We start from the raw sequence: 22,906 nt of genomic DNA on the forward strand, positions 1-22,906 counted from the left end.
CCGCTCCCGGGAAAGGCTCCTAGGGTCACGCGTCATGACGACCCACCATCACGCACCCGCCCGGCGTGGGACCCGCGAACGGCTCCTTCTCACCGGAGTCGCGCTGCTCGCGGCCCTCGCTGCCGTGCCCACCCCGTCCCCGGCGGTGCCCACCCCGTCCCCGGCGGTGCCCGCCACGTCCTCGGTCCCCGCCGCGCAGGAAGGCACGGCCGCCCGGCTGGTGATCACCAAGGGTGGTACCGCCGAGCACCCGGCCGTCCACCACGGAGCCGGCCGGACCGTCGGTGGCATCACCGTCGAGGCCGACCATGTCGTAGTCGAGGGCTATCGGGTCGACAGGCCGAAGGCCCCGGGCATCGAGATCACCGGGCGCGACATCACCGTGCGCGACAACACCGTCAGCCGTCCGCACGGCGGTGACGGCGACGGCCTGCGCTTCTTCGGCTCCGACTTGAAGATCCAGCGCAACAACATCAGCGGAACGTCGAACCGCTACGGCCACGCCGACTGCATACAGACCTTCGCCGACGACACCCCGCCCAGCCGACGGGTCCTGATCGAGGGCAACCGCTGCGAGGACATCGACAACATGTGTCTGATGGCCGAAGGCCCCAACGACGGCGAGGGCGACGGCCACGGCATCACCTCCGATTTCACCGTCCGGGACAACCACTGCGCGACGCGAAAGGCCTCCCAGGCCCTGATGCTCGAGGACGTGCAGAACGCCACCATCACCGGCAACACTTTCCCCGCCGGACCGCACCACGCGATCGGCCTCGCCATCGGCTCGACGGGCGCCTTTGTCGACGGCAACGAGGTAAGCCCGCACATCGAGTACGAGGTCGGCATCGACTCCTCCTCACGACCGGGCTACGAGGGTTCGGAACCTGGCGGAGCCCCCTGAGCTTCCGGGGTGACGACGTGGCCGTCGAGTTGCAGGGGAGGGCAGGAGCGAACGTCTGGGTCCGGGTGGGTGGCGCCCCCGAGCCAGCGCCTGCGAGCCGGTGTCATGCCGTCCCGAACGGGCAGCATCACCGCCTCCACTCACCGCCGACAACGAAGCCGTTCAGTCGGCGCATCGCGAATACGCCGTCGGCTCGATGGAGGTCACGCCCTGCCTCGTTCAGGTGCCACAAGCGGTCGTGGCTCCAATGACGTTGCGCCGAACGGGTGGCGGCCTCCGTGGGCTCAGACCACCCCGGCCTCCGTTGTGGCGTTTGACCTCACCTTGCCCGGACCCCTGTCACGGGGTGCGGGGCAGCGCGAGCCAGTCCTGCCAGGTGATTTCGCGGCCCAGGTAACGGGGCTGCTGGAAGGGCCAGTCGGCGGCGATCCACTGCGGCACCAACGCGTCGAGGGCGCCCTCGACCTCGCTGCCGACGAGGTCGTCCACCACCCACCAGGAGACCTCTCCGTCGGAGCCGGTGCGCTCTGGCGGGTCGATGTAGACACAGCCGAGGATCGCGGTCTCCTCCGCGTCCAGCAGCGCGTAGTTGAACGATTGGTGCGCGGCTATCTCCTTCTCGTGTCGCAGCAGGTCGATGCGGTCCTCTTCGTAGGTCATCGTCTCCTTGGGCCAAGACCAGGCGGGACCGAAGATCTCCCACAAGCGTTCGCGGGAGCCCATCACGGCGGGGTAGTCCAGCGCGGTGTCCGCCTCCCGGATCGGCCGCAGATGAAGCGCGGTGTTGGGCACGGGCACGTGGACGGGGTGGACGAAGTCTTCAGGCAACCAGGTCATAAGGGCCGAGGTTACAACCGGTCTGCTCGGAATGGTCCGTCTGAGCCTTTGGGGACTCCGCGTGGTGAAATTGCCCACTGGGGTGGCTTGTTGGCCTGATTGGTTCGGAAGGGCCATCGGGGCGGCGGCCGCTCGGCGCCGCCCCGATGAGACCTCGGCCGGTCCAGGGGAGGTCGGACTACGGTGATTCATCTGGTGGGCGGGGGGGGGGATGGCGGCTGCCCGCTCCTGCCGGTGCTGATCATGCCCGGGCAGTAGGTCGACGCATCACAGCTGAGCCCGGCCCTTGAGCGCGTTCGCGTTCCGGGGCCAGGGACTACAGCGCGACTGCGCTCACCGCGCACGCGTGTCGTTCGGATCAGCCAGGACCGCCCTTCAGGTGATTGCCGGGCTCCGCACGAGCCAGGGAGCCGCCACAGGGGTACGGCGTTCCAGCAGACCACGATCCGGACCCCCGTGAGGAGATCGGCCATGTACGCAGCAGTGCGACGGTACGAAGGAGTGAGCGATCCGTCCGAGGCAGGACGCATCGTGGATGAGGGATTCGTACCGCTCATGCGTCAGGTCCCTGGCTTCGTGGCCTACTACTGGGTCGACGCCGGGAACGGAGTCATGGTCTCGACCAGCGTCTTCCTCGACCAGGCCGGCGCTGAAGAATCGGTTTCCAGAGCGGCAGGATTCGTGCGGGACAACCTCGCGTCACTACTCCCCAACCCGCCCCAGGTCATGGCCGGCGAGGTCGTGGCCTCCGCTTATTGATCGACGCCACGGGTGCCGCGACTGACTTCGCGGACGAAGACGGTCGGCCCCGCCCCACCCCCGACGCGCCTCCGCCCCCTCCCTCCAGCGGTACGCCCGCCGTCGGGCGTGGACGCGTCCCCACAAGCGTTTCCCGGCAGCCCCGGCAGCCCCGGCAGCCCCGGCAGCCCCGGCCGCCGCCGACGCGTCTGGTCCCGGTTCCCGTGCTGCGACGGGCAACGCAGCTACCGCGCCTGCGGGCTAAGGCTCGATCAGTCCGACCCGGATCGCGTACCGGGTGAGCTCCAGCCGGTCCTTCATGCCGAGTTTTTCCAGCAGGTTGGCCCGGTGCCGCTCCACCGTCTTGACGCTGATGACGAGCAGGTCGGCGATTTCCTGCGAGGTGTTGCCCTCGGCCACGAGCTTGAGGATTTCCTCTTCCCGGTCGGTGATGGCCTTGGAGGGGATGGTGCCGCCTTCGCGGGCACGGTCGAGGTAGTTGCGGATGAGGGCGTTGACGGCGCCGGGGTAGAGGAAGGGCTCGCCCCGCATGGTGGCGCGGCAGGCCTCGACGAGGTCGCGGTCGGCGACGGATTTCAGGACGTAGCCGGAGGCCCCGGCGGCCAGGGCTTCGAAGAAGTACTGCTCGTTGTCGTACATGGTCAGCATCAGGATGCGGGTCTCGGGCTGTGAGCGGGAGAGTTCGCGGGCGGCCTGAAGCCCGGTCAGACGAGGCATGGCGATGTCGAGGATGGCCAGGTCGGGGTGGTGGGTGCGGGCCGCTTCGACGGCTTCGGCTCCGTCGCCGGCCTCGGCGACGACCGTGAGGTCGGCCTCGCCCTCAAGGATGAGGCGGACTCCACGGCGGACCAGGCGGTGGTCGTCGGCGAGGAGAATGCGGGTTCTTGTCGCCTGGGACATGGTCAGCGGCTCCGGTGGTGGACGGGCACGATCAGGCGTACTTCGGTGCCCCCGCCGGGGCCGGGGCCGAGGGAGAGGTCGGCACCGATGAGCAGGGCGCGTTCGCGCATGCCGCTGATGCCGGCCCCTTCGGCAGCGCCGTCGATGCCGCGGCCGTCGTCGTGGACGCGCAGCTCCACCCCGGTGGGGGAGTGACGGAGCGTGAGGTCGACGCGGTGGGCGCCGGCGTGGCGGGCGACGTTGGTCAGGCTCTCCTGGGCCACGCGATAGAGGACGAGTTCGGTGTCCCTGCTCAGCGGCGGCAGGTCGGCGTCGATGTGGTGGCGTACGGCGAGGGTGGGCCAGGTGAACTCGGTGGTCAGGGCTTTCAGCGCGCTGGTCAGTCCGAGTTCTTCCAGGACGCCGGGGCGCAGGCGGCGGGCGATGCGGCGAATCTCGTCGAGGCTGGCGCGGGTGGTCTCCTGCACCTGATGGAGTTCCTCCCGCACGGCGGGCGTGGCGTGGTCGGCGACGCGTTTGAGTTCCAGGAGCACGGCGGTGAGGGTCTGGCCGATCTCGTCGTGGAGTTCTTGGGCGATGCGGTGGCGTTCGGCTTCCTGTGCGGACAGGGCGCGGGCCGCGCTGGTGGCTCGTTCGGCCTCCAGGCGGTCGAGCATGGTGTTGAAGGTCGTGATCAGTTCGGCGACCTCTCCGTGCCCTCCGACGGCCGGGCGCTTACCCGGTCGCAGCAGATCGGTGGTGGTCATGGCGCGGGTGAGACGTTGCAGCGGGGCGAGTCCGAGGCGCAGCAGCACGCCGTTGGCGACGAGCATCGCGGCCAGTCCGGCGGTGAGGACGGCGGCCTCGGTGAGCAGCACCGGGGTGGAGACGGTGACCGGGCCCAGCAGCAGGGCAGCGGCAGCGATCAGCACCACGGCGTTGAGCAGGAAGATCCGCCAGAACAAGGGCACCGACACCGCCTCCGTCCCGTCGTCGTCCCTGCCTCTGTAGCCGGCCTCGGCGCCACTCGCCGGCGCCTGTGCCCCGGCTGCCGTCGAGTCGCCCTGTGGCCGTCATTGTCAGCCTGCGGGGCGGGTGCTCTGGTGTCCATCGGTGCCGGCACCCAACTGCTGCACGCGTTGGGTGCCAGGCACCTGCGGAAATGGGTGCTGGACCCGATGGTGACGCCTCCGGGCCGCGTGTGACGGTGGCATCGCACCCCTCACCTGCCCGTCCTTGGGAGGAGGAGAGATGACCCAGCATGGTGGCAATCCGCTACGCGATCTTGAGGAGCAGCCACATCACAGCGACCCTCGTGCCGCCCGTGGCCGGGAAACGGGGCGCCCGCGCCGGCCTCGGGGAAACCGCCGCGGCCCGGCCTGGGCGTTGTTGGTCCTCTCCGTGACGATGCTGGTCATGGGGCTGGTGCTCCCGCACGGCCCGGTCCTTGCCGCGGGCCTGGTCGCGGCCAGTGTGGCGGCGTATCTGTTCGCACCCCCACAGGACCCGGCCGGGCACCGTCCCCGCCTGCTCTGACAACCACCGGCCCTTACCGCCGCGGCACCGATGCTCAGATGATCACCGGTGCCCGACGGACCCGTGAACGGAGGACATTCCCGTCGCTCGCAACACCGTGAACGTTCCACGCCGCGGAGGGTGGTGACCCGTGGGACACACCGACACTCTGCTCGCCATGGGCGGCGCCTTCCTGGCCGCCGCCATTCTCGCCCGCCTCGGCAGGCGGATCGGCCTGCCGACGATCCCGCTCTTCATACTCGCCGGCATCCTGCTCGGCCCGCATACCCCGGGCCTGGTCCTCGTCGAGGACGCGCACGACTTCGAAATGCTCTCCGCGCTCGGCCTGGTGCTCCTGCTGTTCTATCTCGGTCTGGAGTTCCACCTCGACGACCTCAGGAGCGGCGGCAGGCGCCTGCTCGCCGCAGGCGGGATCTACTTGCTGCTGAACGTCGGCGCGGGCCTGGGATTCGGGTTCGCCCTGGGCTGGGGTGCGCGGGAGGCCCTGGTGCTCGCCGGCGTCCTCGGCATTTCCTCCTCCGCGATCGTCACCAAGGTCCTTGTCGACCTCGGCCGCATCGCTCGCCCCGAGACCCGCCTGATCCTGGGTGTCACCGTCGTGGAGGACATCTTCCTCGCCCTGTACCTCGCCGCGCTCCAGCCCGTCATCAGCGGCGCCCAGGGTGTCGGGGAGACGGTCGCCCAAGGGGCCAAGGCGTTCGGTTTCCTCATGGTGCTGGCTGTTGCCGCCCGCTTCGGCACCCGTCTGATCGGGCGCCTGATCGCGGTGCGCGACAACGAACTGCTGGTCATCAGCTTCCTCGGCGCCGCGATCCTCGTCGCCGGCGTCTCCGAGGTCCTTGGGGTCGTCGACGCCATCGGCGCGTTCATGGTCGGCATGATCCTGGCCGGAACCCCCTCCGGGCCGCGAATACGCAAACTGGTGCATCCGCTGCGCGATGCCTTCGCCGCGATCTTCTTCTTCGCCTTCGGTCTGGCCATCAACCCGGCAGACATCGCCTCCGTCGCCGTGCCGGTCGCCGTAGCGGCAGCGCTGACCATTGCCATGAACGTGGCCGCGGGCCTGTTCGCCGCCCGACTGTACCGATACGGCCCCCAGCCCGCCGCGAACATCGCCACCACTCTCTTGGGGCGCGGCGAGTTCGCACTGATTCTGGCGGCCATGGCCACAAGCGCCGGCCTCGACAGACGCCTCGCACCCTTCATCGCCAGCTACGTCCTGGTCCTCGCCGTCCTCGGCCCGATCGCCGCCGGTCGCGCCCACCTGCTCGCCCGTCTCCTCCAGGCCGCGACCAGCCGCCTCCGCGGTCACCGAGCCCGCATGCCTACGGACGTCACCCCGCAAGCCGACGGCCGTACCCATGCACGCCACATCAAACGCTCGGACGCCGCACTCGACGGAGATTAGGAGCATTCGTGGGCATCGGCGGCGACAGTCGGGATGGGTTCCTGTGCATCGCCCGGCGCGCCCCGGCAGGCCCGGCGCGTCCGGCACGCGCTCGGCACGTCCGGGTGCTGTGTGGTGCACGCCGGTCGGTTGCCTCTAGAGCTTCTGCTCCTCGCTCCGTTCCCGACCGTCCCGCTGCGACTCCGGCACGTGGTGCGGGCAGTCGAGGTTGGAGCAGGGGCCCGGGACCCAGAGTGGGACGACGATCCCCATCGTCTTGTATCTCTTGACCACCTGGCTCAGTGGGTGATGGCAGGCGGGGCAGAGGTGTCCGGCCTGCGGTGCCGTTTCACGCTCTCGGGTTCGCATATCTACAGAGTAAATCAGAGGCAAAGAAATAGTAATGCCTCTCTTTGTTTCCCTGGGCTTCGAGGGGGTGATCTTGTTGCGCTCCCGGGCAGCGGCGGATTGCGTCGCTGCCTCGGATCACGGGATCACCTGTCACCTGTTGGGGGATTCTCCGGGGGTCTGAATTCGTCTTCCTCGGGCGGTTGGGCGTCGGCATCGGGCGGTCCGTGGGGCGCTCCGGGCGCCGGGGCGGCCTTTTCCTCGCCCTGTCCCGGAGTCGTGGCCCCCGCCGGTTGGGGCTCGGCAGGGCGTCGCAGGCTCAGGATCACGGATACGGCCAGGACCAGGACGATGACCGCAAGACTCACCAGTGACGGGATTTCCGGGATGCCGCTGTTGATCGTCTTGTGCGATGCCTGCAGGATCAGCTTCACGCCGATGAAGGCGAGGATCAGGGCCAGGCCCTTGCTCAGGTAATGGAATCGGTCCAGCAGGCCCGCGAGGAGGAAGTACAGGGCCCGCAGGCCGAGAATGGCGAAGGCGTTGCTTGTGTAGACGATGAAGGAGTCGTCGCTGACCGCGAGGACGGCCGGCACGCTGTCCACGGCGAAGACCAGGTCGGCCGCCTCGATGGCGGCGACGACGGCAAGCAGCGGTGTGGCGACCCGCTTGCCGGCCTCCTTGACGAAGAACTTCATCCCGACGTATTCGTCTCGGACCGGGACCACCTTGCGCAGCAGTCGTACGGCGAAGCTCTTGCCGGGGTCGAAGCTCTCGTCCTCGCCTTTGAGGATTTTGTACGTGCTGTAGAAGAGAACCGCGGCGAACGCGAAAAGAACGGCCGTGAAGCGGTTGACCACGGCAACGCCGAGAGCGAGGAAGACACCGCGGAATACCAGGGCACCGAAGACCCCGTAGAACAGCACGCGGTGCTGGTAGGCGCGTGGGACTTTGAAGTAGGCGAAGATCAGAGCGAACACGAACAGGTTGTCCACCGACAGGCTCTTCTCCAGCAGCCATGCGGTGGTGTATTCAACCCCGGCCGTCGACCCCAGGACGACGAATACGAGCGCGCCGAAGGCCAGGGCGAGGCCGATCCATACTCCGCTCCAGGCGGCTGCCTCCTTGAACCTGATGACATGCGCCTCCCGGTGCGAGAGCAGGTCAACGGCCAGCGACAGGAGAACCGTGACGGCGAATACCGCCCACAGCCAGAACGGAACATCGAGCACCAGGACCCCCTCACGCGAGTAAAGGCGGCAGAACGGGTAGACCCCTTTGCGGAAAGTCTGACCCACCCGGTCGGGGTTGTCGCCCGCAATTGTCCGTGCGGCGGACGAAGCCGCCCCGTCCTGGCAGCCCGGCCGGCATACGGGGCGCATCAGCGGCACGGGACTCTCTCCGCGTCCGGTGCTCACACGTGGTGCCGGATGGACACGACGGAGTCGCGCCAAGCTCATCCGCTGAAGGTCTTACGGCTCCGCTCGCACTGCCTTCTCGCGCCGCTGTTCGACCACGGCGATGCCCTGGCCAAGTCGCCGACCATCTCCATGGGTGGGGTGCACAGTCTCGCCTCTGCCTCCAACCTCTGAGGGTGCCGAGCTTCGCGCACAGTGCGTTGATGGTGGGTCAGTCGGTCGTTGTGGCGGGTGGTGGTGTCGGGGTTCGTGCAGCGGATCCGCTGCCCGTGATGTCCGGGATCAGAAAACTTGAAACCGTAACAAGCGACTCGTGTTGTCTGTAGGGTCCTGTCTCTCATCAGCACTCTTGAGGGGGGACCTCACCATGCGTACCCGTATCGCCTTCGGTGCCACATTTCTCGCGGCCGGAACACTGGCCGCACTGATAGCCAGCCCTGCCCAGGCCGCCGAGTACTCCTCTGCCCTGAAAGTCCGCGGAGCCCAGTACGACGCGCCTGGCCGCGACTCCAACAGCTGCAGCTCCGGCAACACCCGGGACGAGTACCTGACCATCAAGAACTACTCGCGTACGGCGACCGTCAACCTCCGCGGTTACGTCGTCAAGGACGCCACGGGCAACCGGTTCACGTTCACCGCGAACCACTACTTGCAGCCCGGCGACTACATCAGGCTCCGGGGCGGCAACGGCACCGACTCCGACGGCGGCAACGTCGTCTACCGCGACAACTGCAACTTCCTCTGGAACAACGACCGCGACACCATCTACCTCTACAAGCCCGGCGGCAGCCGCGCCGACGTCCACTCGTACTCCAAGAGCGGGAACGACCGCGACGGCAACGGCTACGTCACCTTCCACTGAGCTACGAGCCGGCCCCCTCGCCCGGAGCGACGGGGCCGGCTCCTGTTCCGCCCCGGGGCTCTGCTCGACGCTTCATTGGAGGCAGCCAGAGGTCAGCCGCCGCGCTGCAGGCGTACGACGACGGGGGCGCCGAAGGGATCGCCGGACTGGTTGACCTGCACTTGTCCGGCGCCCAGCCACTCGTCGGTGCCGGGGACCCGGTGAATCTCCTTGAGCCACAGCGATTGATTCGACCCCTTGCGGGCGCCGGTCGACAGGGGCAGGCGGTGGCGCTTGATCTTCACGCACCGGCCGCCGTCGGTCAGGAACCAGTTGCCGTCGAGGAACAGGCCCTTGTCGTCCTGACCCACCGGGGTCCGACCGGCGCAGCCGCCGGTCGCTTCTTCCTGATCGACCCACTTCGAGCCGTCCCAGCGCAGCCGGATGTACTCGTCCGCCGGTTCGTTCTCGACCTCGCCATGGTTGAAGGTGTTGCCGCCGTATGCGCGCACCTCACCGCTTTCGAGAGCGAAGACCTGGCTGAGACCGGCGCTGGGCTCCGGCGGGATCGGCTTCTCGAAGCGGGCCTGTGGAGTCGCCACGGACTTCCATGACGTGCCGTCCCAGTGCATCGAGGCCGGCTGGTTGTACCGCTCGCCGTAGCCCAGTTCGGTGCCCGGACCGGTCGAGCGGCTGCCGACCGCCCAGACATCGTCCGGCCCCACCACGGCCAGGTCGGAGGCGCCGTACGGCAGACGCGTCGTGGTCCAGCGGGTGCCGTCCCAGTGCACGGCGGTCTGCTCGCCGCCGAGGGCCCAGATGTCGTCCGGGCTCGCGGCATCGAGGTCGCCGACGTTGCCCGGCGGAGGGTTCGGCACCGCGGACCAGCGAGTGCCGTCCCACATCGCCCAGGGGTTCACGCCGTCGCCGTCTTGGTGGGTCTGCGGCCGCACCCACAGGGCTTTCTCTCCGACTTCTTCCAGTTTCGGCGGGTAGTCGGTGGCGGCGAGAGGATCGGGGAGAGGCTCACGCTTCCACCGCGAACCGTCATAGTGCAGCAAGTGGGCGTTGGACTTGCCGTTGTTCTCGGTCCCGACCGCCCAGATGTCGTCCTTGGCCAGGACGGCGACATCCGTGAGTTCTCCGCTGAAGTCCGCGATGTGCTCGAACTTCCAAGTGAGGGAGCTGGTCTTCGGCGGGGCATCCTTGCCGCCGTTGTCTGCCGCGTCGGTGGAGCCTGTGGCCCGGGAGTCGGTCGGCTTGGAGTCCGCGCCGCATCCCGCAGCCGTGAGCACAGTGGCCAGCACGGCAGCGGTCACTATGCCCCTACGCCTGATTCCCGCAGCTCTGCGCATGATCGCTCCCCCTCGTCGCTCCCCTTCGGAGCGGTTCTCGGCGAGCGGGCAGCGTACCCGGCCGCCGACCGATATCGCGTGCTGCTGCGGGGGCCGAGCCTGCCTTGCAGTCCCAACGGGATTGGGAGTTGGCCTTTGGGGGCGCGCAACACAATGGGCTGTAGGCCCATGAGACCTGATGAGCACGGCAACATCGCCCCATCTCGACGCTGATGCCCTCGCGGGTGCGGGGGCCCTCGAAGCCCGCCGCGCACTGCGAACACTGCGGAGAGGCTCAAGGCGCCGCTCACCTGTCGCTGCCCGACGGCTCCACCGGATAGGGGACGTGAGTGCGCCGAACGGGTCGAAGGCGAGTCGGCCACCGGCCGGTGGGACGGGCCTGCTGGGCGCAGTCGCGGCGCTCGCAGATGCGGCAGCCCAGGCCGATCGGAGTAGCCGCCCGGGGGTCTTCCAGGGGCGATGCCTTCCGCGTAGACGAGGCGATGGGCGTGGCGCAGGGCATCGGCAGTGGCCGGTACCTCCGGGACACGGGCCGCCCAGGCGCCTGGGCGGCCCGTGTCCCGACTGCGACGCTCCCCATCGTGGGGTCCGCTCGACCCCGCTGGCGTCGTTGTATGACCGCAGCCTCGCCCGGTGTGAAACGTGGGAGCAGCTTGACCACAACGCGCTCATGCGGCAGCGCGCTTCGGCCACCGGGGTGCTACAGCGGCGGGAGAAGCCCGGCGGAGTTCTGGCCGGAACCCGATGGAGGCGTGGCCTCTGCCTGCTGATCGGGACCGTCGGTGCGCAGCAGGCAGGCATCCATGATCCAGCCATGACGCTTGCGTGCTGCGGCACGCAACTCCACTACCTGGTCGGCGACTTCGTTCAGTGGGCCGGAGACGAGCAGCTCTTCGGGTGTGCCGACGTAGGCGCCCCAGTACATCCACCAGCCCTCCGCCCGGTGCGCGGTGAGCGCCGCACCGACGTCGAGCATGACGGCGACGTCCTCGCCCGCGACGAGTCCTGACCCGGCGACGTGTCGGCCGGGGGCGATTCGGAGCGGCCTGCCGAGTCGGGTCAGCGTCGTACGGTGGCGGGCGGCCAGCACCGAGATGCTGCTCACCCCGGGAATCACGTTGTATGTGAACGACACCTGGCCGCGGGCAGCCACCTCATCCAGCGCGTCGATCGTGCTGTCGTAGAGCGCGGGGTCGCCCCACACGAGGAAGGCGCCGGTCCGGCTCGGCGCCAGTTCGTCCTGGATGAGCCGCTCGTACAGGGCGGCCCGGTGGTGGCGCCAGTCGACGACCTGGGACCGGTAGCCCGCGGTGTCCGCGGGGGAGCGGTCACGCCGCGGGTCCTCGGCTTCGACCACCCGGTGGCCGGGGCCGGCGTGCTCGGCCACCAGGTTGCGGCGTAGTCGTGTCAGTTCGGACGTCCGCGTGCCCTTGTCCAGGAGGAGGAACACCTCGCAGTCCCGCATGGCCCGCACGGCGGCCAGCGTCACATGCTCCGGATCTCCCGCGCCGATCCCGATCACCAGGATCCGCCGCAGGTCCTCGCCGGTCATGAGGACACCGCCGCGGACGGTGCCGTCGCGCACACGGCCGTGCCCGTACCGCCATGCGCGAACTCGCTGTCCGCGTCCGCCCGGTCTTCCCCTTCGATCTCACCCGGATACATGACCTGGACGTCGCGCAGCAGGCCGTCCACCACGTCGTCAAGATCGAGGCGCTTCTCCACCGAGCGCAGGTCGGTCAATCCGGCCCGGAGGGAGACTCGGGGTGGTGCGAGGAGTTTGCAGCAGTCCTCGTCAGGCAGTACGGAGATCTCCGCCGTGCCGATGGCCCGGGCTTCGTCGATGATCTCCTGCTTCTCCCAGCCGACCAGCGGGCGAAGCACCGGCAGGGTGGCGGCCTCGTCCACGGCGGCCATGTTCGCGAGGGTCTGGCTGGCCACCTGCCCCAGGCTGTCACCCGTCACCAGGGCTTCCGCTCGGGTCCGGCTCGCCAGCGCGGAAGCCGCGCGGACCATCAGCCGTCGCTGTGCGACGACCTGAAGCTTGCCGGCCCCCGCGATGGCCAGTTGCTTCTGGGCGTTGCCGAGCGCGATGACATGCAGCCGTCCGCCGGGCTGGTAGCGGTTGAGTTCACGCGCGAGGGCGTAAGCCTTGTAGACGGAAGCGGCGTTCGTGTACGGGGCGCCGGTGAAGTGGACGAAGTCGCAGCGCAGCCCGCGACGCATCGCCCGATGGGCCGCCACCGGCGAGTCGTAGCCGCCGGAGAGCAGCACCAGGGCACGCCCGCCGGAGCCGACGGGGAGCCCGCCCGCCCCCTGGTAGCGGTTCCATGAGACATAGCTCTCCTTGTGGTCGATCTCGACCGAGAGTCGTACATCCGGGTTGGAGAGGTTCACCGGCACCGGTCCCAGAGCTTCCTGGACGCGTGCGCCGAGAAAGCGCTCGAACTGCGACGAGGTCATCTCGAAGCCCTTGTACCGACGCTTGACCCGCACGGCGAAACTGATCCCGGGCTGCTCGGCACGGGCGTCGGCGAGCGCGTCCACAGCCACCTGCGTGATGTCCGCAACGGTGCCGGGGACCCGCAGGGCGGGCTCCACCGAGTTGAACCCGATCACCCGGCGGGCGCGCTCCACCAGGACATCCTGCGAAACCTCGCCGCCGAGCACGGTCACGTTCTGGCCGGACTTGATCCACGTGGAGCCGCCTATGCCCCGCAGAGCGTGGCGGAGGTTGTCGTGCAACCGCTCGGTGAACAGGTGCCGGTTGCGGCCCTTGAGGAAGATCTCACCATGCTTGAGCAGGACACAGGGGCCGCTGGGGCGAGGCGTTCGAGGGGAGGGGACGGTGGGCATGCTCGGTTCGTCGGGCACGAAACTCTCCTTCGCGAGTCGTCGTGAGGACCGGATCAGGGCCGCGAACGGGATGCGGGCCGGCCCGTCCCCGTCATGCGCAGGGAGAGGTGGAACGCGCCACTCGGTCATCGGTCCCGGTACCGGGTCGCCGTGGATGCGTGCGCGGTGATCACACCCCGCACGAGCAGTGGCAGGTCTTCGGACTCGTGGGCACATCCCGAAGGACGGGGCACCTACTGACCGTCGCTTCCCAGGTCACACGACCCAGTGCTGGATGACGGCGGTCGTTCCCACTCACCGCTGCGAGGCAGTCCCGGACTCCCACCGGGTTCCCTCTTACGACACCCCGTCTGGCGGACGGGGCGAACCAGCTGCTGGTCCAGGGTAGACAAGGCGGCACACGGCCCACGCACCAGCGGGGGGGGGGCCACCGCGCGCCGCGGGCCTCAGCGGCCTGGCAAGGCGTCGGACTCGACCGTAGACAGTGGTTGCCTGATCGTGGTCCCCTGCCGCACCGATCCGGAGGTCTGACCACAGCAAGGCCGGTAGACCACTCAAGGAGTCCGAGAGTTCCACAGCGAGCGGAACGACCGCCGTGCCCGACACCGGCCCTCCTTGCGCGAGGAGGACACATCGCGCGACGACACCGGGCCGCCAGCACCTCACCGGTACGCGCTTCCCGGCATCACCTCCGTACTCGTCGTATGACGCCGCGATCTCGGCCGGATCGCGAATGGGCCCGGCCCGAAGGGGCTGACGCCCTATCGCCCGGTTCGCCTCAGCACGCAGTCTCCGCAGAGCCCTCCGCCTGGAACGCGGTAGTACAGGCAGCAACTGCGTCGTGAGAATTCAGGGACGGCGGGATCCAGGGTTCCGGTGTCGCGCAGAGGCGGGGCGTCGAGCAGGGTCGTGGTCAGCGCCACCGCTCGTTCCGCCGCTTCCGGGCGGCCTGTTCTGTGGCACCAGTCGTGCAGGACACGGAGGGTGCCGACCAGTGCCGAAGCGGCGTTGCCCCACAGCACCCGGGGGGAGATCGTGGCCACAGTGCTGACGGCCTGGAGCAGCGGCACCAGGTGACCGTGCAGGACCGCTGCCAGTAGTTGGCCCGACAGATCCTTCTCGGAGGTCGAGGGCAGGGGGCACGGGGCGGGCAGCCAGAGTTCGTCAGGGGTGCTCCGGTCCGGATGCCACCACAAGGCGTCGCTGTCGAGATCGGGTAGCCGTCCGGTCAGTACCGCGGGTGCAAGGGCGATGGACCACAGCCGCCCGGCCAGGCCCTGGTAAACGAGGGATGCGGCGACCCGCCGTTCCGCTGTGCGGAGCCGGGTGGCGACCGTCTCCAGGCGGTGGCTCAGTGCCGGTGAGGCATTCTCTTGGTACAGCTCGGCCAGGGGGACAAAGCCCTGGTCGCGCGGTGTTCCGGCATCGGTCCGTACGGAGAAGAACGGCCCTACCAACTCGCTGCGGCCGAGCGTTGCGGTCATCGGCTCCTGCGGCACCGGGCCCTCCTCGGTTCGGGCTGGGTTGCCCGGGCCGGATCGTAGCGGCCTGGGTGGGTTCGGTGCCGGGTCGGGTGGAGCCGGCAGGCGCCCGGCTCGGTGCTCCGTGAGGGAGCGGCCCGGTGAGGCGCGCTATGGCCGCATTGGGAGGCTGTTGCCTCGCAAGCCGTGGTGCCATTGTCCAGCCCTATGGTCACTCCTCCACTGCGGACAGGCGGGTCGCCTCGCCCGGCACCACGGGGTCGCCCGCATCGACGGAGTGCAGGACGTGGGCCAGGACCTCCGCACCCCGGACCACCCTCGGGCCCGGCCGGTTGAAGTAGGCGGGCCCGTCCAGGACCCAGACGGCCTCGTTGCGCACGGCGGGCAGTTCGTCCCAGCCCGGCAGTTCGGTGAGCAAACGGCGTTCCCGCAGCGTGCGGTCAGGGCTGAAGCCGCAGGGCAGAACGAGGATCACGTCGGGGCGGGCGGCGCGTACCGCACTCCACTCCATCGGCTCGGTGTGCTCGCCCGGCACCGCGAGCAGTGGCGTGCCGCCTGCGCAGGTGATCTGCTCCGGCACCCAGTGCCCCGCCGGCCAGAGCGGATCGAGCCACTCGATGGCCACCACGCGCGGTCGCGTTCGCCCGGCGGTCAGCTGCTCCACCTCTGCCAGGCGGGTACGCAGCTCCTCCCGCCGCTGCTCCGCGCGTTCACGTACGCCAAGCTGAGCGCCTACCGTGACCAGGCAGTCCAGTACATCGCCCAGGGTCCGCGGCTCCAGGCTGAGCACCTTGGTGTCGGCGTCCAGGACCCGCACCGCTCGGGAGACGCTGCTGTAGGACACCGCGCACACGTCGCACAGGTCCTGGGTGAGAACCACGTCCGGAGCGAGGGCGGCGAGAGCCCGGGTGTCGAGGGTGTAGAGCGAGGAGCCCGTGTGGGATGCGCCGCCCACGGCGTCGGAGATCTCCCTGCTGCTCAGGGTGTCCGCGGAGAACTCGGCAGCCGTGACGACGGGCATCCCGGTGACGGCTTCCGGCGGCCAGTCACATTCGTGGGTGCGGCCCACCAGGTCGGCGGTCAGACCGAGTTCGGCCACGATGTCGGTGGCCGCGGGCAGCAGGGAGACGATGCGCATGTTCCGACCCTAGGTGTATTGACCCGGCAGCGTTGTGCACACGGTCGATGGGCGGCTGACCTGCGAGCGCGGTGGTGGCATCGGTGGTGGCGAACGCACCGACTGTCCGCAGCGGGCGGTACCACCACCGGGCCGCCGGCTCGCGCTGGACGAGACTGGAGGAGAACAGCAGCGCATTCGTGCCTACCCCGTTGCCGCACAGGACGGCTGAGCGCGCGCAACCGCGGCGCGCCTCTGGGCGAGCACCTGCCCACTGGCCGAAACTGGAGTACGCGACGGCGAAGTGCTCCTGTGCAGTTCGTGGCGGGGTGGTTACCGAGGGCGTTCGCTTCGAACGGCGCCTGTTCCACGCCGTGTTCGCGACCGCGGATCAGAAGGAGGGCATGAGCGCCTTCGTCGACAAGCGACCGCCGGACTTCGTCCACCGCTGAGCGGGCGGCGCCGTGACGGGTGTGGGCCACTGTCTCCGCGACAGGGGCACGCGCCGGAGGTGATGCCGGCTTGGTGAAGTCTTCCTGTGGTTCAACTGCTCAGTCCCTCTCAACTGCCTAGCTCCCTTCGGCGTCGTGGGGCACCCAGCGCAGGACGTCGCCGGGTTGGCAGTCAAGGGCGTCGCAGATGGCTTCGAGGGTGGTGAACCGCACCGCCTTCGCCCGTCCGTTCTTGAGCACGGCGAGGTTGGCGGGGGTGATGCCGACGGTGGCGGCGAACTCGCCGACCGACAGGTTGCGTTCGGTGAGCAGGCGGTCGAGGTCGACGACGATCGCCATCAGATGACTCCGGCCATCTCCGTCCGGAGCGCCGTCGCTCTGCGCAGGAGACTTCGCATGATCAGGGTGAGCATGGCGAACGAGGCTCCCGCACCCGCGGCGGCGATCGCGGCTGCCAAGCCGCTCAGGACGTCCATACCGTCGTCCGGGGAGGGGATCTCGGCCACCGCCAGGTGTGCGGCGGCCCCGACCGCCAGCGTCGTGGCCACGACCGAGGACCCGATGATGATGTCGACCCACGGGTAGGCCCGTGGAGTGAAGATCGCGCCGTGCCGGACCATGCCGAGCAGCCTCCACACGGCGGCGAGGGCGACCTGGACGCAGGCCACGCCGAGGATGGCCACCGCCACGTAGGGCGCCGCGAAGGGGGCGTAGGCGGGGAAGACGTCGACCTCGTCGGCCGCCGTGGTCGGGATGACCACGATCTGGCCGAAGAGGCCGAGCGCGATTGCCACGGCGATAGCGGCCCGGAGCACGCCTGTGATGAGGTGATGCATCTATCGATTGTCGATCGACGCCTATCGGAAATCAATAGACCGAGGTGAGTTTCGGTCATTCGCGTTCGCCGCACGACCGTTGCAGGACAAGGGCTCATGCAGCACACAGGCTGAGGACCCGTCATTTGCCGGGGGCGAAGGGCGACCGAAACACGTGTGTTCGAAAACTCGGCGCTGTCGTTAAGCCCGACATCGAGCTGGACGACTGGCCAGGGGGACCACGTGACGTCGACCGCATCACTGCCACAGCAAGACGCGGAGCCGCTTACGCCTCCCATGGGGCAAGGAGGCCGCTCGTGAAGCCGAGGAGGAAGCGTGCGCTCGCCCCGAGCGGGATCTCGGACGCGGAGCGGGAACTGTTCGGGGGGCGGTTGCGCTGGGACCAGTCCTTCGTCCGCCACGAGGACGCCCTGTCCCGGTTGGGGTTCGGGCAGATGGCCGTGGCTCTACCCCGCATGGCGGGGACGGTGTTGCGCACCGCGTGGGAAGTGGACAGGCGAGCGCTGGCCGGACTGATGACGGCCCAGCTCGGGCAGGGGGTGACGGCCGCGTGGGGGCTGGTGGCGGTCAATCGCGTGCTCACGCAGCTCTTCGCTGACGGCCCGACAGCGGACAAGCTGCGCGCTGCTTTGCCCTCGCTGCTGATGCTTGCGGTGGTGTCGTTGGGCTCGGCGATCCTCGCGGCGTGGTCGACAGCGATGTCTGGCAGGCTGGAACCACAGGTGGAGCGAGCCGTTTCCGTCCGCTATTACGAGGCCATCACCCGGGTCGAGGTGGAGGCGACCGAGCGTCCGGAGATTCAACGGGTCCTGGAGGCGGGGAGGTTCGGGACCGACTCGGCACGCAGCATGCTCCGGCTGTCGGTCGGCGTGGGCAACGTGCTGATCGGCATGGTCGCAGCCGCCGTCGTGCTGGTCTCACTGCACTGGATCCTGCTGCCGATGCTGCTGGCCATCGCGCTGCCCAAGGGGTGGGGTGCGGTGCGCTCGGCTCGCCGTGACTACGCCTCGCGCATGAAGTGGGTCGATCACAGGCGTGCGATCGTCTCCATGCTTGCCTATCTGACCCGGCCCCACGCCGCGGGCGAGATCCGTGCCCACGCTGCCGGGGAGAGACTGCTGGCCGGCTATGCGGAGATGTCGCAGCAGTCGGAGTCGGAGCAACGGCGTCTGGCGCGGGCGCAGGCGAACACCGATCTGGTCGCCGGCGGATTCTCCGGCCTGGCGTCGCTCGCCTGCTACGGGGTGCTGTGGTGGCTGCTGACCAACGGGGGCCTGCCGCTGGCGGTCGGTGGGACGGCGGTCATCGCGATCAGCAACTGCACCGCGCGGCTCACGTCCTTGGTCCAGCAGGTCAACCGCCTGTACGAGGAGATGCTGTTCCTCACCGACACCAAGAACGCCACCGAGCTGGCCGGCGAGCACGCCATCCCGCGCACCGGCACGCCCCTGCCCCGTTCCGTGCGCGCCGCGCATGTGGAGGACGTGTCGTTCACCTATCCCGGGGCCGCCTCGCCGGCGCTGAAGGGCGTGAGCCTGTCGGTCCGCAGGGGCGAGGTGACGGCGCTGGTGGGCGCGAACGGCTCGGGCAAGACCACGTTGACCAAGCTTCTTGCCGGGCTCCTGCTGCCGACGGATGGCAACGTGTGGTGGGAAGGGGCGTCCGGCGAGCGGGTCGGGATCCGAGAGGCCGACCGCTCCCAGGTTTTTGCCCACGTGGGACTGCTCGCGCAGGACTTCCCGCACTGGGAGATGACGGCCGCCACGAACGTGGCCATCGGCGTCGGTGACCACCCCCGTGACATGCAACGGGTCAAAGAGGCGACACAGGCCGCCGGTGTGTATGCCCTCATCGAGGGCCTACCGCACGGCATGGACTCCATCGTCTTCAAGGGATACGAGCGCGGCGTCCAGCTCTCGGGAGGGCAGTGGCAGAAGGTGGGCACCGCCCGCAGCCGGTACAGGAACGCGCCCTTCTTCCTGGTCGACGAGCCCACCTCGGCGCTCGATCCCCACGCGGAAATCGCCGCGTTCGACGGCTTGTGGTCCCTGGCCGACCGCGACCACGCGGTCGTGCTGGTCACCCACCGGCTCGCCGCGACCGCGAAAGCCGACCGTATCTACGTCCTCGACCAGGGGCGCATCGCCGAAGAGGGCACCCACGACCAGCTCATGGCACGCCAGGGCGGCCTCTACCGTGAGATGTACACCGTCCAGGCGGCCCAGTACGGGCCGGCACTGCCGGCGGGCGACGCGTTGCCTGCTCCTCGCGGCGACGCCGAACGCCACGAGGAGACCATGTGACCCTGAAGAAACCCGCGTCCGTCAGGACCAAAGAAGTGCCACAACCTCGCGTCGACGCCGTCCTGTTGACGATGAACGACCGCCCCGACCAGGAGCGCGCCGCTCAGGGCACGCTCCTGGCCCAGCGCGGGGTCGACCTGCGAATCTGCGTCGTCGGCAACGGCTGCGTCCCGGACATCGTGCCGGCCGGCGCCCACACCGTAGCCCTGGCGGAGAACCTCGGTATCCCCGGTGGCAGGAACGTGGGCGCTCAAGCCTTCGCGGAGAGTGGAGGGCCGAGCGAGTACCTGTTCTTCCTGGACAACGACGCGACCTTCCCCCGCGCCGATGTGCTCGCCAGGCTCGTCGCCGAGGCCGAGCGGCACCCTCGTGCCGCGTACGTGCAGCCGCGACTGACCGGCCCGGATGACTCCACCACGCCCAGACGCTGGGTCCCGCGGCTGCGCACGGTCGATCCTGGCCGGCCAGGGACAGTTACCACCATGGCCGAGGGCGTCGTGCTCGTCCGCAGACGGGCCTTCGACGCGGTGGGCGGCTGGGCTGACGGCTTCTTTCTGTACCACGAGGGCCTCGATCTGGCGCAGCGGCTGTGGGACCGCGGGGACACCGGCTGGTATGCGGCCGAGGTCCGTATGCACCACCCGCTCACGGTGCCCAGCAGGCATGCCCTGTTCCATCGGCTCGCCGCCCGCAATCGCGTCTGGGTCGCCTACCGCAATCTCCCGGCGCTGCTGATCCCCCCGTACCTCCTCGTGTGGAGTGCCGCGACGCTGATCCGCTCCGTACGGACCGGCGGGCTCCGGCAATCGCTGCTCGGACTCCGCGAAGGCTGGGCCGGCCGTCACGCCCAGGTCCGAAGGCCGATGAGCTGGCACAGCGTCCTCCGACTCACTGCGGCCGGACGGCCGCCACTCCTCTGACCGGAACGCCCGCCACGCACGGCCGGGACGAGCCGCTGGTGCGATCGGGCGCGCGCGTGGCCGAGGGTGTCGCCGACGGGGTGGTCGGTCAGAACAGCATTGCCGGGAAGGGCCACCGGTGTGGTCGGCACGGTAGCCAGAGGACCTGGGGGCCGACGGCGAGGAGCAGGTTGCGGCGGAGCCAGTCGGCGGACAGGTCCGAGGGCAGGGCGCGGGCCGTTGATCCGTCTGCGGCGGTGCGCTGTGCTGCCAGGGCCGCGGGCTCGTCCAGCAGGTCCACTCTCGGGGGATCGCCGCGGTGGTCGCGGATTTCGATGAATCCGGGACCCCTGCGCCAGATGCACATGCCCGGCAGGTGAGCTGCCCGCCACGCCCGCAATGCGTGCCCGGGACCCTCCTTCGGCTCTTCCGCCAGGTGCAGGTGCCGGGGCGGCGTCAGATGGACGAGGCGCTTCCAGTCGTCGGCCGTACTCAGTCGTACGGACCAGTCGACGGGGATGCCCACGGAGGTCAGTTCGCGTATCACGGCGAGGTGGCGGAGAGCGGTGGCCCGTGTTGCGGCGTCGGTCAGGTCGACGGGTTCGTGCAGGGCCGCGTGCCTGGCGCCTTCCCGGAAGCGGTCGAGCGCCCAGCCGTCCAGAGCGCCGTCGGGCAGCGGCGTACGCCATGTCGCCTCGATGTCCGCGCCCGGTTGCCGAGGGCGGTAGTCGCAGGACCAGGTGAGGAATCCGGCCGCGGTCTCCTTCATTGCGCGCACTCCTCGTCGCGGGGCGAACGCAGCCTGGTGTCGCCCGGCTTCCGTACCGGCAGACGGAGCAGTTCGGCGTTGGTGGCTCGCGGTGCGACCTGCACGACCTGGCCGTCCTCGCGGAACAGCAGGCCCAGTTCGAGCCAGTGGTCGAGGAGCTCGTCCACCCGGGGCTGCTCGGCTCCCAGGCGGCGGGCCAGCCCCTTCGGTGTACGAGGGTTGTCCAGCAACCGGAACGCGGCCACCTCCGCGGGATCGGTCAGCCGGAGGGACGACCAGCCGAAGTGCGGTCGGGTGTTGACCAGTTCGATCGCCTCGCCTTCGTCGCGCCGGGTGAGGCGGGCCGCGGGGTGGGCCTCCTGCCAGGCGCGCAGGCCGTCGTCGAGCCGGGTGGCGGCATCGGGGCCGATCCCTCGGTCGGGCGTCTCGAACAGGTAGGCCAGATCGTGGAGTTCCGCCTCCGGCAGGTCGTAGGCGAGCGCGTACCTGGGGTCGGGGCGCAGCTCGGGAAAGCCCAGCTCGGGCCGGTCGAAGTACGGGCTGAAGCGCTCGACGCGGAGGCGTCCGGCATGCCGTGCGGGCTGGAGGTGGTGCAGTACGGGGAACTGGTCGATCACGCGGTCGTAGAGCTCGGGCTCCTCGCCCGGGAATCCGTACAGGTAGTTCCACGAGACCGTCAGTCCGGCCTCGTCCGCATCCCGTAGGAACCGCACGTTGAGGCAGCCGGTGACGCCCTTGTCCATGATCGAGAGCACTCGGCTGCTCAGGTTCTCGATGCCGGGCTGGACGTGCACCATGCCGGCGGCCGACAGGCGCCTGAGGGCGTCGAGGCGCAGGTTGGACTTGATCTCCACGAACATCCGCAGGTCGTGGCCGGCCTCGGCGAGCAGGGGCAGGGCGGTGTTGAGGTGGGAGGTGCCGAGGATGTTGTCGACGACCCAGAAGTCGAGCGTCCGGTGGCGTTCGGCGAGCCGGATCACCTCGCGGGCGAACGCCTCGGGTGGCTTGGCGCGGAACTCCATGGTGGATCCGTTGAGTCCGCAGAATGTGCAGTGGTGCTTCTCGCCCCACCAGCAGCCCCGTGACCCTTCCACCACCAGTGTGGGTGTGACCTGCTGGGCCGCCGGTGAGCGGGCCAGCCGTTCGAAGTAGTCGTCATAGCCGGGGTCGGCGATGTCCGCCGGGGAGAGCGGCCCGGTCGACTGCGTCTGGACGACACTCCGGCCGTCGGCCGAGCGGTGGCAGATTCCCGGGAGGGCGGACAGGTCGGGCGGGTCGGATGGCGCATCGTGGCGTGCCGGGCCGTCCGGACCGGCCGGCCGCAGTCGTTCCAGCAGGCGCGGGAAGATGCGGTCGCCCTCACCGCGCACCACGACGTCCACCCAGGGGAAGTTGCGGTGCAGCGCCGCGCCCTGCTCCCCCTCGCAGTTGGCGCCACCGAACACGGTCACCACGTGCGGCAGGTCCCGTTTGAGGCGACGGGCCACGGCCAGTGCCGCGGTGTTCTGCTGGAACGTCGAGGTGAAGCCCACCACGTCGGGCTGCCACCGCTGGATCCGGCGGGCCGTCAGCTCGATGAAGTCCGGTGCGGCGCGGTGCAGCCGGCGGGCGAGCCGGTCGGTCCGGGCGGGCAGGTCGAACTGCTCGGCGTACCGGTCGATGTGCCAGTCCGGGTCGTTGTGGAGCGCGGAGGAGAAGATCCAGTCCCCGAGGCCCTCCTCATAGGTCCGCAGGGCGAAGAAGGCGTAGTCGTCGAGGGTGAAGTCGCCGTCGGCCGTGGTGTGGTCGAGGTAGTCCAGATTGGCGTACAGGGTCGCGACCTCGGCGTCCGGGGCGGCGGTCCGGACCGCTGAGGCCAGGATGCCCAGGGCCAGCGAGGGCACCTCGACCAGCGCCCATGGCATGTTGACCAGCAGGACGCGCATGGCC

At 69.5% G+C, this 22,906-nt stretch carries 22 protein-coding genes, 1 pseudogene and 1 riboswitch; of the genes and pseudogenes, 8 read left to right on the forward strand and 15 right to left on the reverse strand.

The annotated features are described in order from the left end of the window. The first annotated feature begins 34 nt into the window (after positions 1–34). Positions 35–904, forward strand: coding sequence for a hypothetical protein (locus tag QOM21_RS36005; RefSeq protein ID WP_407555299.1), 870 nt, complete (start codon positions 35–37; stop codon positions 902–904). 339 nt (positions 905–1,243) lie between these two features. Here the strand turns inward: QOM21_RS36005 and QOM21_RS36010 are convergent, their stop codons facing one another. Continuing rightward, complete coding sequence (locus tag QOM21_RS36010) at positions 1,244–1,741, reverse strand: N-acetyltransferase (protein WP_407555300.1); 498 nt, start codon at positions 1,739–1,741, stop codon at positions 1,244–1,246. A gap of 471 nt (positions 1,742–2,212) precedes the next feature. Between QOM21_RS36010 and QOM21_RS36015 the strand changes: the two genes are divergently transcribed. After that, positions 2,213–2,500, forward strand: a complete 288-nt coding sequence (locus tag QOM21_RS36015) for a hypothetical protein (RefSeq protein WP_407555301.1) — start codon at positions 2,213–2,215, stop codon at positions 2,498–2,500. 240 nt (positions 2,501–2,740) lie between these two features. Here the strand turns inward: QOM21_RS36015 and QOM21_RS36020 are convergent, their stop codons facing one another. Continuing rightward, complete coding sequence (locus tag QOM21_RS36020) at positions 2,741–3,400, reverse strand: response regulator (RefSeq protein WP_407555302.1); 660 nt, start codon at positions 3,398–3,400, stop codon at positions 2,741–2,743. Between the two features lie 2 nt (positions 3,401–3,402). Then, positions 3,403–4,350, reverse strand: a complete 948-nt coding sequence (locus tag QOM21_RS36025; RefSeq protein WP_407556005.1) for a HAMP domain-containing sensor histidine kinase — start codon at positions 4,348–4,350, stop codon at positions 3,403–3,405. 280 nt (positions 4,351–4,630) lie between these two features. On the opposite strand from QOM21_RS36025, the gene QOM21_RS36030 reads away from it, so the two are divergent. Then, complete coding sequence (locus QOM21_RS36030) at positions 4,631–4,915, forward strand: DUF3040 domain-containing protein (protein WP_407555303.1); 285 nt, start codon at positions 4,631–4,633, stop codon at positions 4,913–4,915. A gap of 130 nt (positions 4,916–5,045) precedes the next feature. After that, the gene (locus QOM21_RS36035) at positions 5,046–6,323 is read left to right on the forward strand and encodes a cation:proton antiporter (RefSeq protein ID WP_407555304.1); all 1,278 of its coding nucleotides are present in this window, start codon (positions 5,046–5,048) and stop codon (positions 6,321–6,323) included. Between the two features lie 135 nt (positions 6,324–6,458). Here the strand turns inward: QOM21_RS36035 and QOM21_RS36040 are convergent, their stop codons facing one another. Next, positions 6,459–6,596, reverse strand: a complete 138-nt coding sequence (locus QOM21_RS36040; RefSeq protein ID WP_407555305.1) for a hypothetical protein — start codon at positions 6,594–6,596, stop codon at positions 6,459–6,461. 200 nt (positions 6,597–6,796) lie between these two features. Further along, positions 6,797–7,882, reverse strand: coding sequence for a TerC family protein (locus tag QOM21_RS36045; protein WP_407555306.1), 1,086 nt, complete (start codon positions 7,880–7,882; stop codon positions 6,797–6,799). A gap of 553 nt (positions 7,883–8,435) precedes the next feature. On the opposite strand from QOM21_RS36045, the gene QOM21_RS36050 reads away from it, so the two are divergent. Further along, on the forward strand, positions 8,436–8,930 hold the full coding sequence (locus tag QOM21_RS36050; protein WP_407555307.1) for a lamin tail domain-containing protein: 495 nt from the start codon (positions 8,436–8,438) through the stop codon (positions 8,928–8,930). Positions 8,931–9,022: 92 nt separating this feature from the next. Here the strand turns inward: QOM21_RS36050 and QOM21_RS36055 are convergent, their stop codons facing one another. The 6 genes from QOM21_RS36055 to QOM21_RS36080 form a co-directional block, all read right to left on the reverse strand. After that, positions 9,023–10,228, reverse strand: a complete 1,206-nt coding sequence (locus QOM21_RS36055; RefSeq protein ID WP_407555308.1) for a hypothetical protein — start codon at positions 10,226–10,228, stop codon at positions 9,023–9,025. 322 nt (positions 10,229–10,550) lie between these two features. Further along, positions 10,551–10,844, reverse strand: a complete 294-nt coding sequence (locus tag QOM21_RS36060) for a short-chain fatty acyl-CoA regulator family protein (protein WP_407555309.1) — start codon at positions 10,842–10,844, stop codon at positions 10,551–10,553. A 120-nt stretch (positions 10,845–10,964) separates the two neighbouring features. After that, the gene (cobF, locus tag QOM21_RS36065; RefSeq protein ID WP_407555310.1) at positions 10,965–11,816 is read right to left on the reverse strand and encodes a precorrin-6A synthase (deacetylating); all 852 of its coding nucleotides are present in this window, start codon (positions 11,814–11,816) and stop codon (positions 10,965–10,967) included. Further along, entirely contained in the window at positions 11,813–13,120 is a 1,308-nt protein-coding gene (gene thiI / locus QOM21_RS36070; RefSeq protein WP_407556007.1) for a tRNA uracil 4-sulfurtransferase ThiI, read from the reverse strand. The genes cobF and thiI overlap by 4 nt, the downstream gene beginning before the upstream one ends. A 171-nt stretch (positions 13,121–13,291) precedes the next feature. Next, positions 13,292–13,507, reverse strand: a riboswitch (cobalamin riboswitch). A gap of 374 nt (positions 13,508–13,881) precedes the next feature. Further along, entirely contained in the window at positions 13,882–14,604 is a 723-nt protein-coding gene (locus QOM21_RS36075) for a (2Fe-2S)-binding protein (RefSeq protein ID WP_407555311.1), read from the reverse strand. Between the two features lie 208 nt (positions 14,605–14,812). Further along, positions 14,813–15,739: a cobalamin-binding protein gene (locus QOM21_RS36080; RefSeq protein ID WP_407555312.1), complete on the reverse strand. Its 927-nt coding sequence runs from the start codon at positions 15,737–15,739 to the stop codon at positions 14,813–14,815. Between the two features lie 311 nt (positions 15,740–16,050). Between QOM21_RS36080 and QOM21_RS36085 the strand changes: the two are divergent. Then, positions 16,051–16,170: pseudogene (locus QOM21_RS36085) on the forward strand (enoyl-CoA hydratase); the annotation flags it as partial. Positions 16,171–16,287: 117 nt separating this feature from the next. On the opposite strand, the gene QOM21_RS36090 reads toward QOM21_RS36085, so the two are convergent. Together QOM21_RS36090 and QOM21_RS36095 are read right to left on the reverse strand one after the other, a co-directional pair. After that, a complete protein-coding gene (locus QOM21_RS36090; protein ID WP_407555313.1) occupies positions 16,288–16,509 on the reverse strand; it encodes a helix-turn-helix domain-containing protein in 222 nt (73 codons plus the stop codon). After that, positions 16,509–17,006, reverse strand: coding sequence for a DUF2975 domain-containing protein (locus QOM21_RS36095; protein WP_407555314.1), 498 nt, complete (start codon positions 17,004–17,006; stop codon positions 16,509–16,511). The genes QOM21_RS36090 and QOM21_RS36095 overlap by 1 nt, the downstream gene beginning before the upstream one ends. 296 nt (positions 17,007–17,302) lie before the next feature. Between QOM21_RS36095 and QOM21_RS36100 the strand changes: the two genes are divergently transcribed. Further along, the gene (locus QOM21_RS36100; protein WP_407555315.1) at positions 17,303–19,309 is read left to right on the forward strand and encodes an ABC transporter ATP-binding protein; all 2,007 of its coding nucleotides are present in this window, start codon (positions 17,303–17,305) and stop codon (positions 19,307–19,309) included. A 71-nt stretch (positions 19,310–19,380) separates the two neighbouring features. Continuing rightward, positions 19,381–20,229, forward strand: coding sequence for a glycosyltransferase family 2 protein (locus QOM21_RS36105; RefSeq protein WP_407556009.1), 849 nt, complete (start codon positions 19,381–19,383; stop codon positions 20,227–20,229). Positions 20,230–20,317: 88 nt separating this feature from the next. Here QOM21_RS36105 and QOM21_RS36110 read toward each other — a convergent pair whose 3' ends face one another. Together QOM21_RS36110 and QOM21_RS36115 are read right to left on the reverse strand one after the other, a co-directional pair. After that, the gene (locus tag QOM21_RS36110; RefSeq protein WP_407555316.1) at positions 20,318–20,977 is read right to left on the reverse strand and encodes a DUF5825 family protein; all 660 of its coding nucleotides are present in this window, start codon (positions 20,975–20,977) and stop codon (positions 20,318–20,320) included. Next, positions 20,974–22,902, reverse strand: coding sequence for a RiPP maturation radical SAM C-methyltransferase (locus QOM21_RS36115; protein ID WP_407555317.1), 1,929 nt, complete (start codon positions 22,900–22,902; stop codon positions 20,974–20,976). The genes QOM21_RS36110 and QOM21_RS36115 overlap by 4 nt, the downstream gene beginning before the upstream one ends. Between the last annotated feature and the right edge of the window lie 4 nt (positions 22,903–22,906).

This window comes from Streptomyces sp. Pv4-95, assembly GCF_045782725.1.
Lineage (GTDB): Bacteria > Actinomycetota > Actinomycetes > Streptomycetales > Streptomycetaceae > Streptomyces.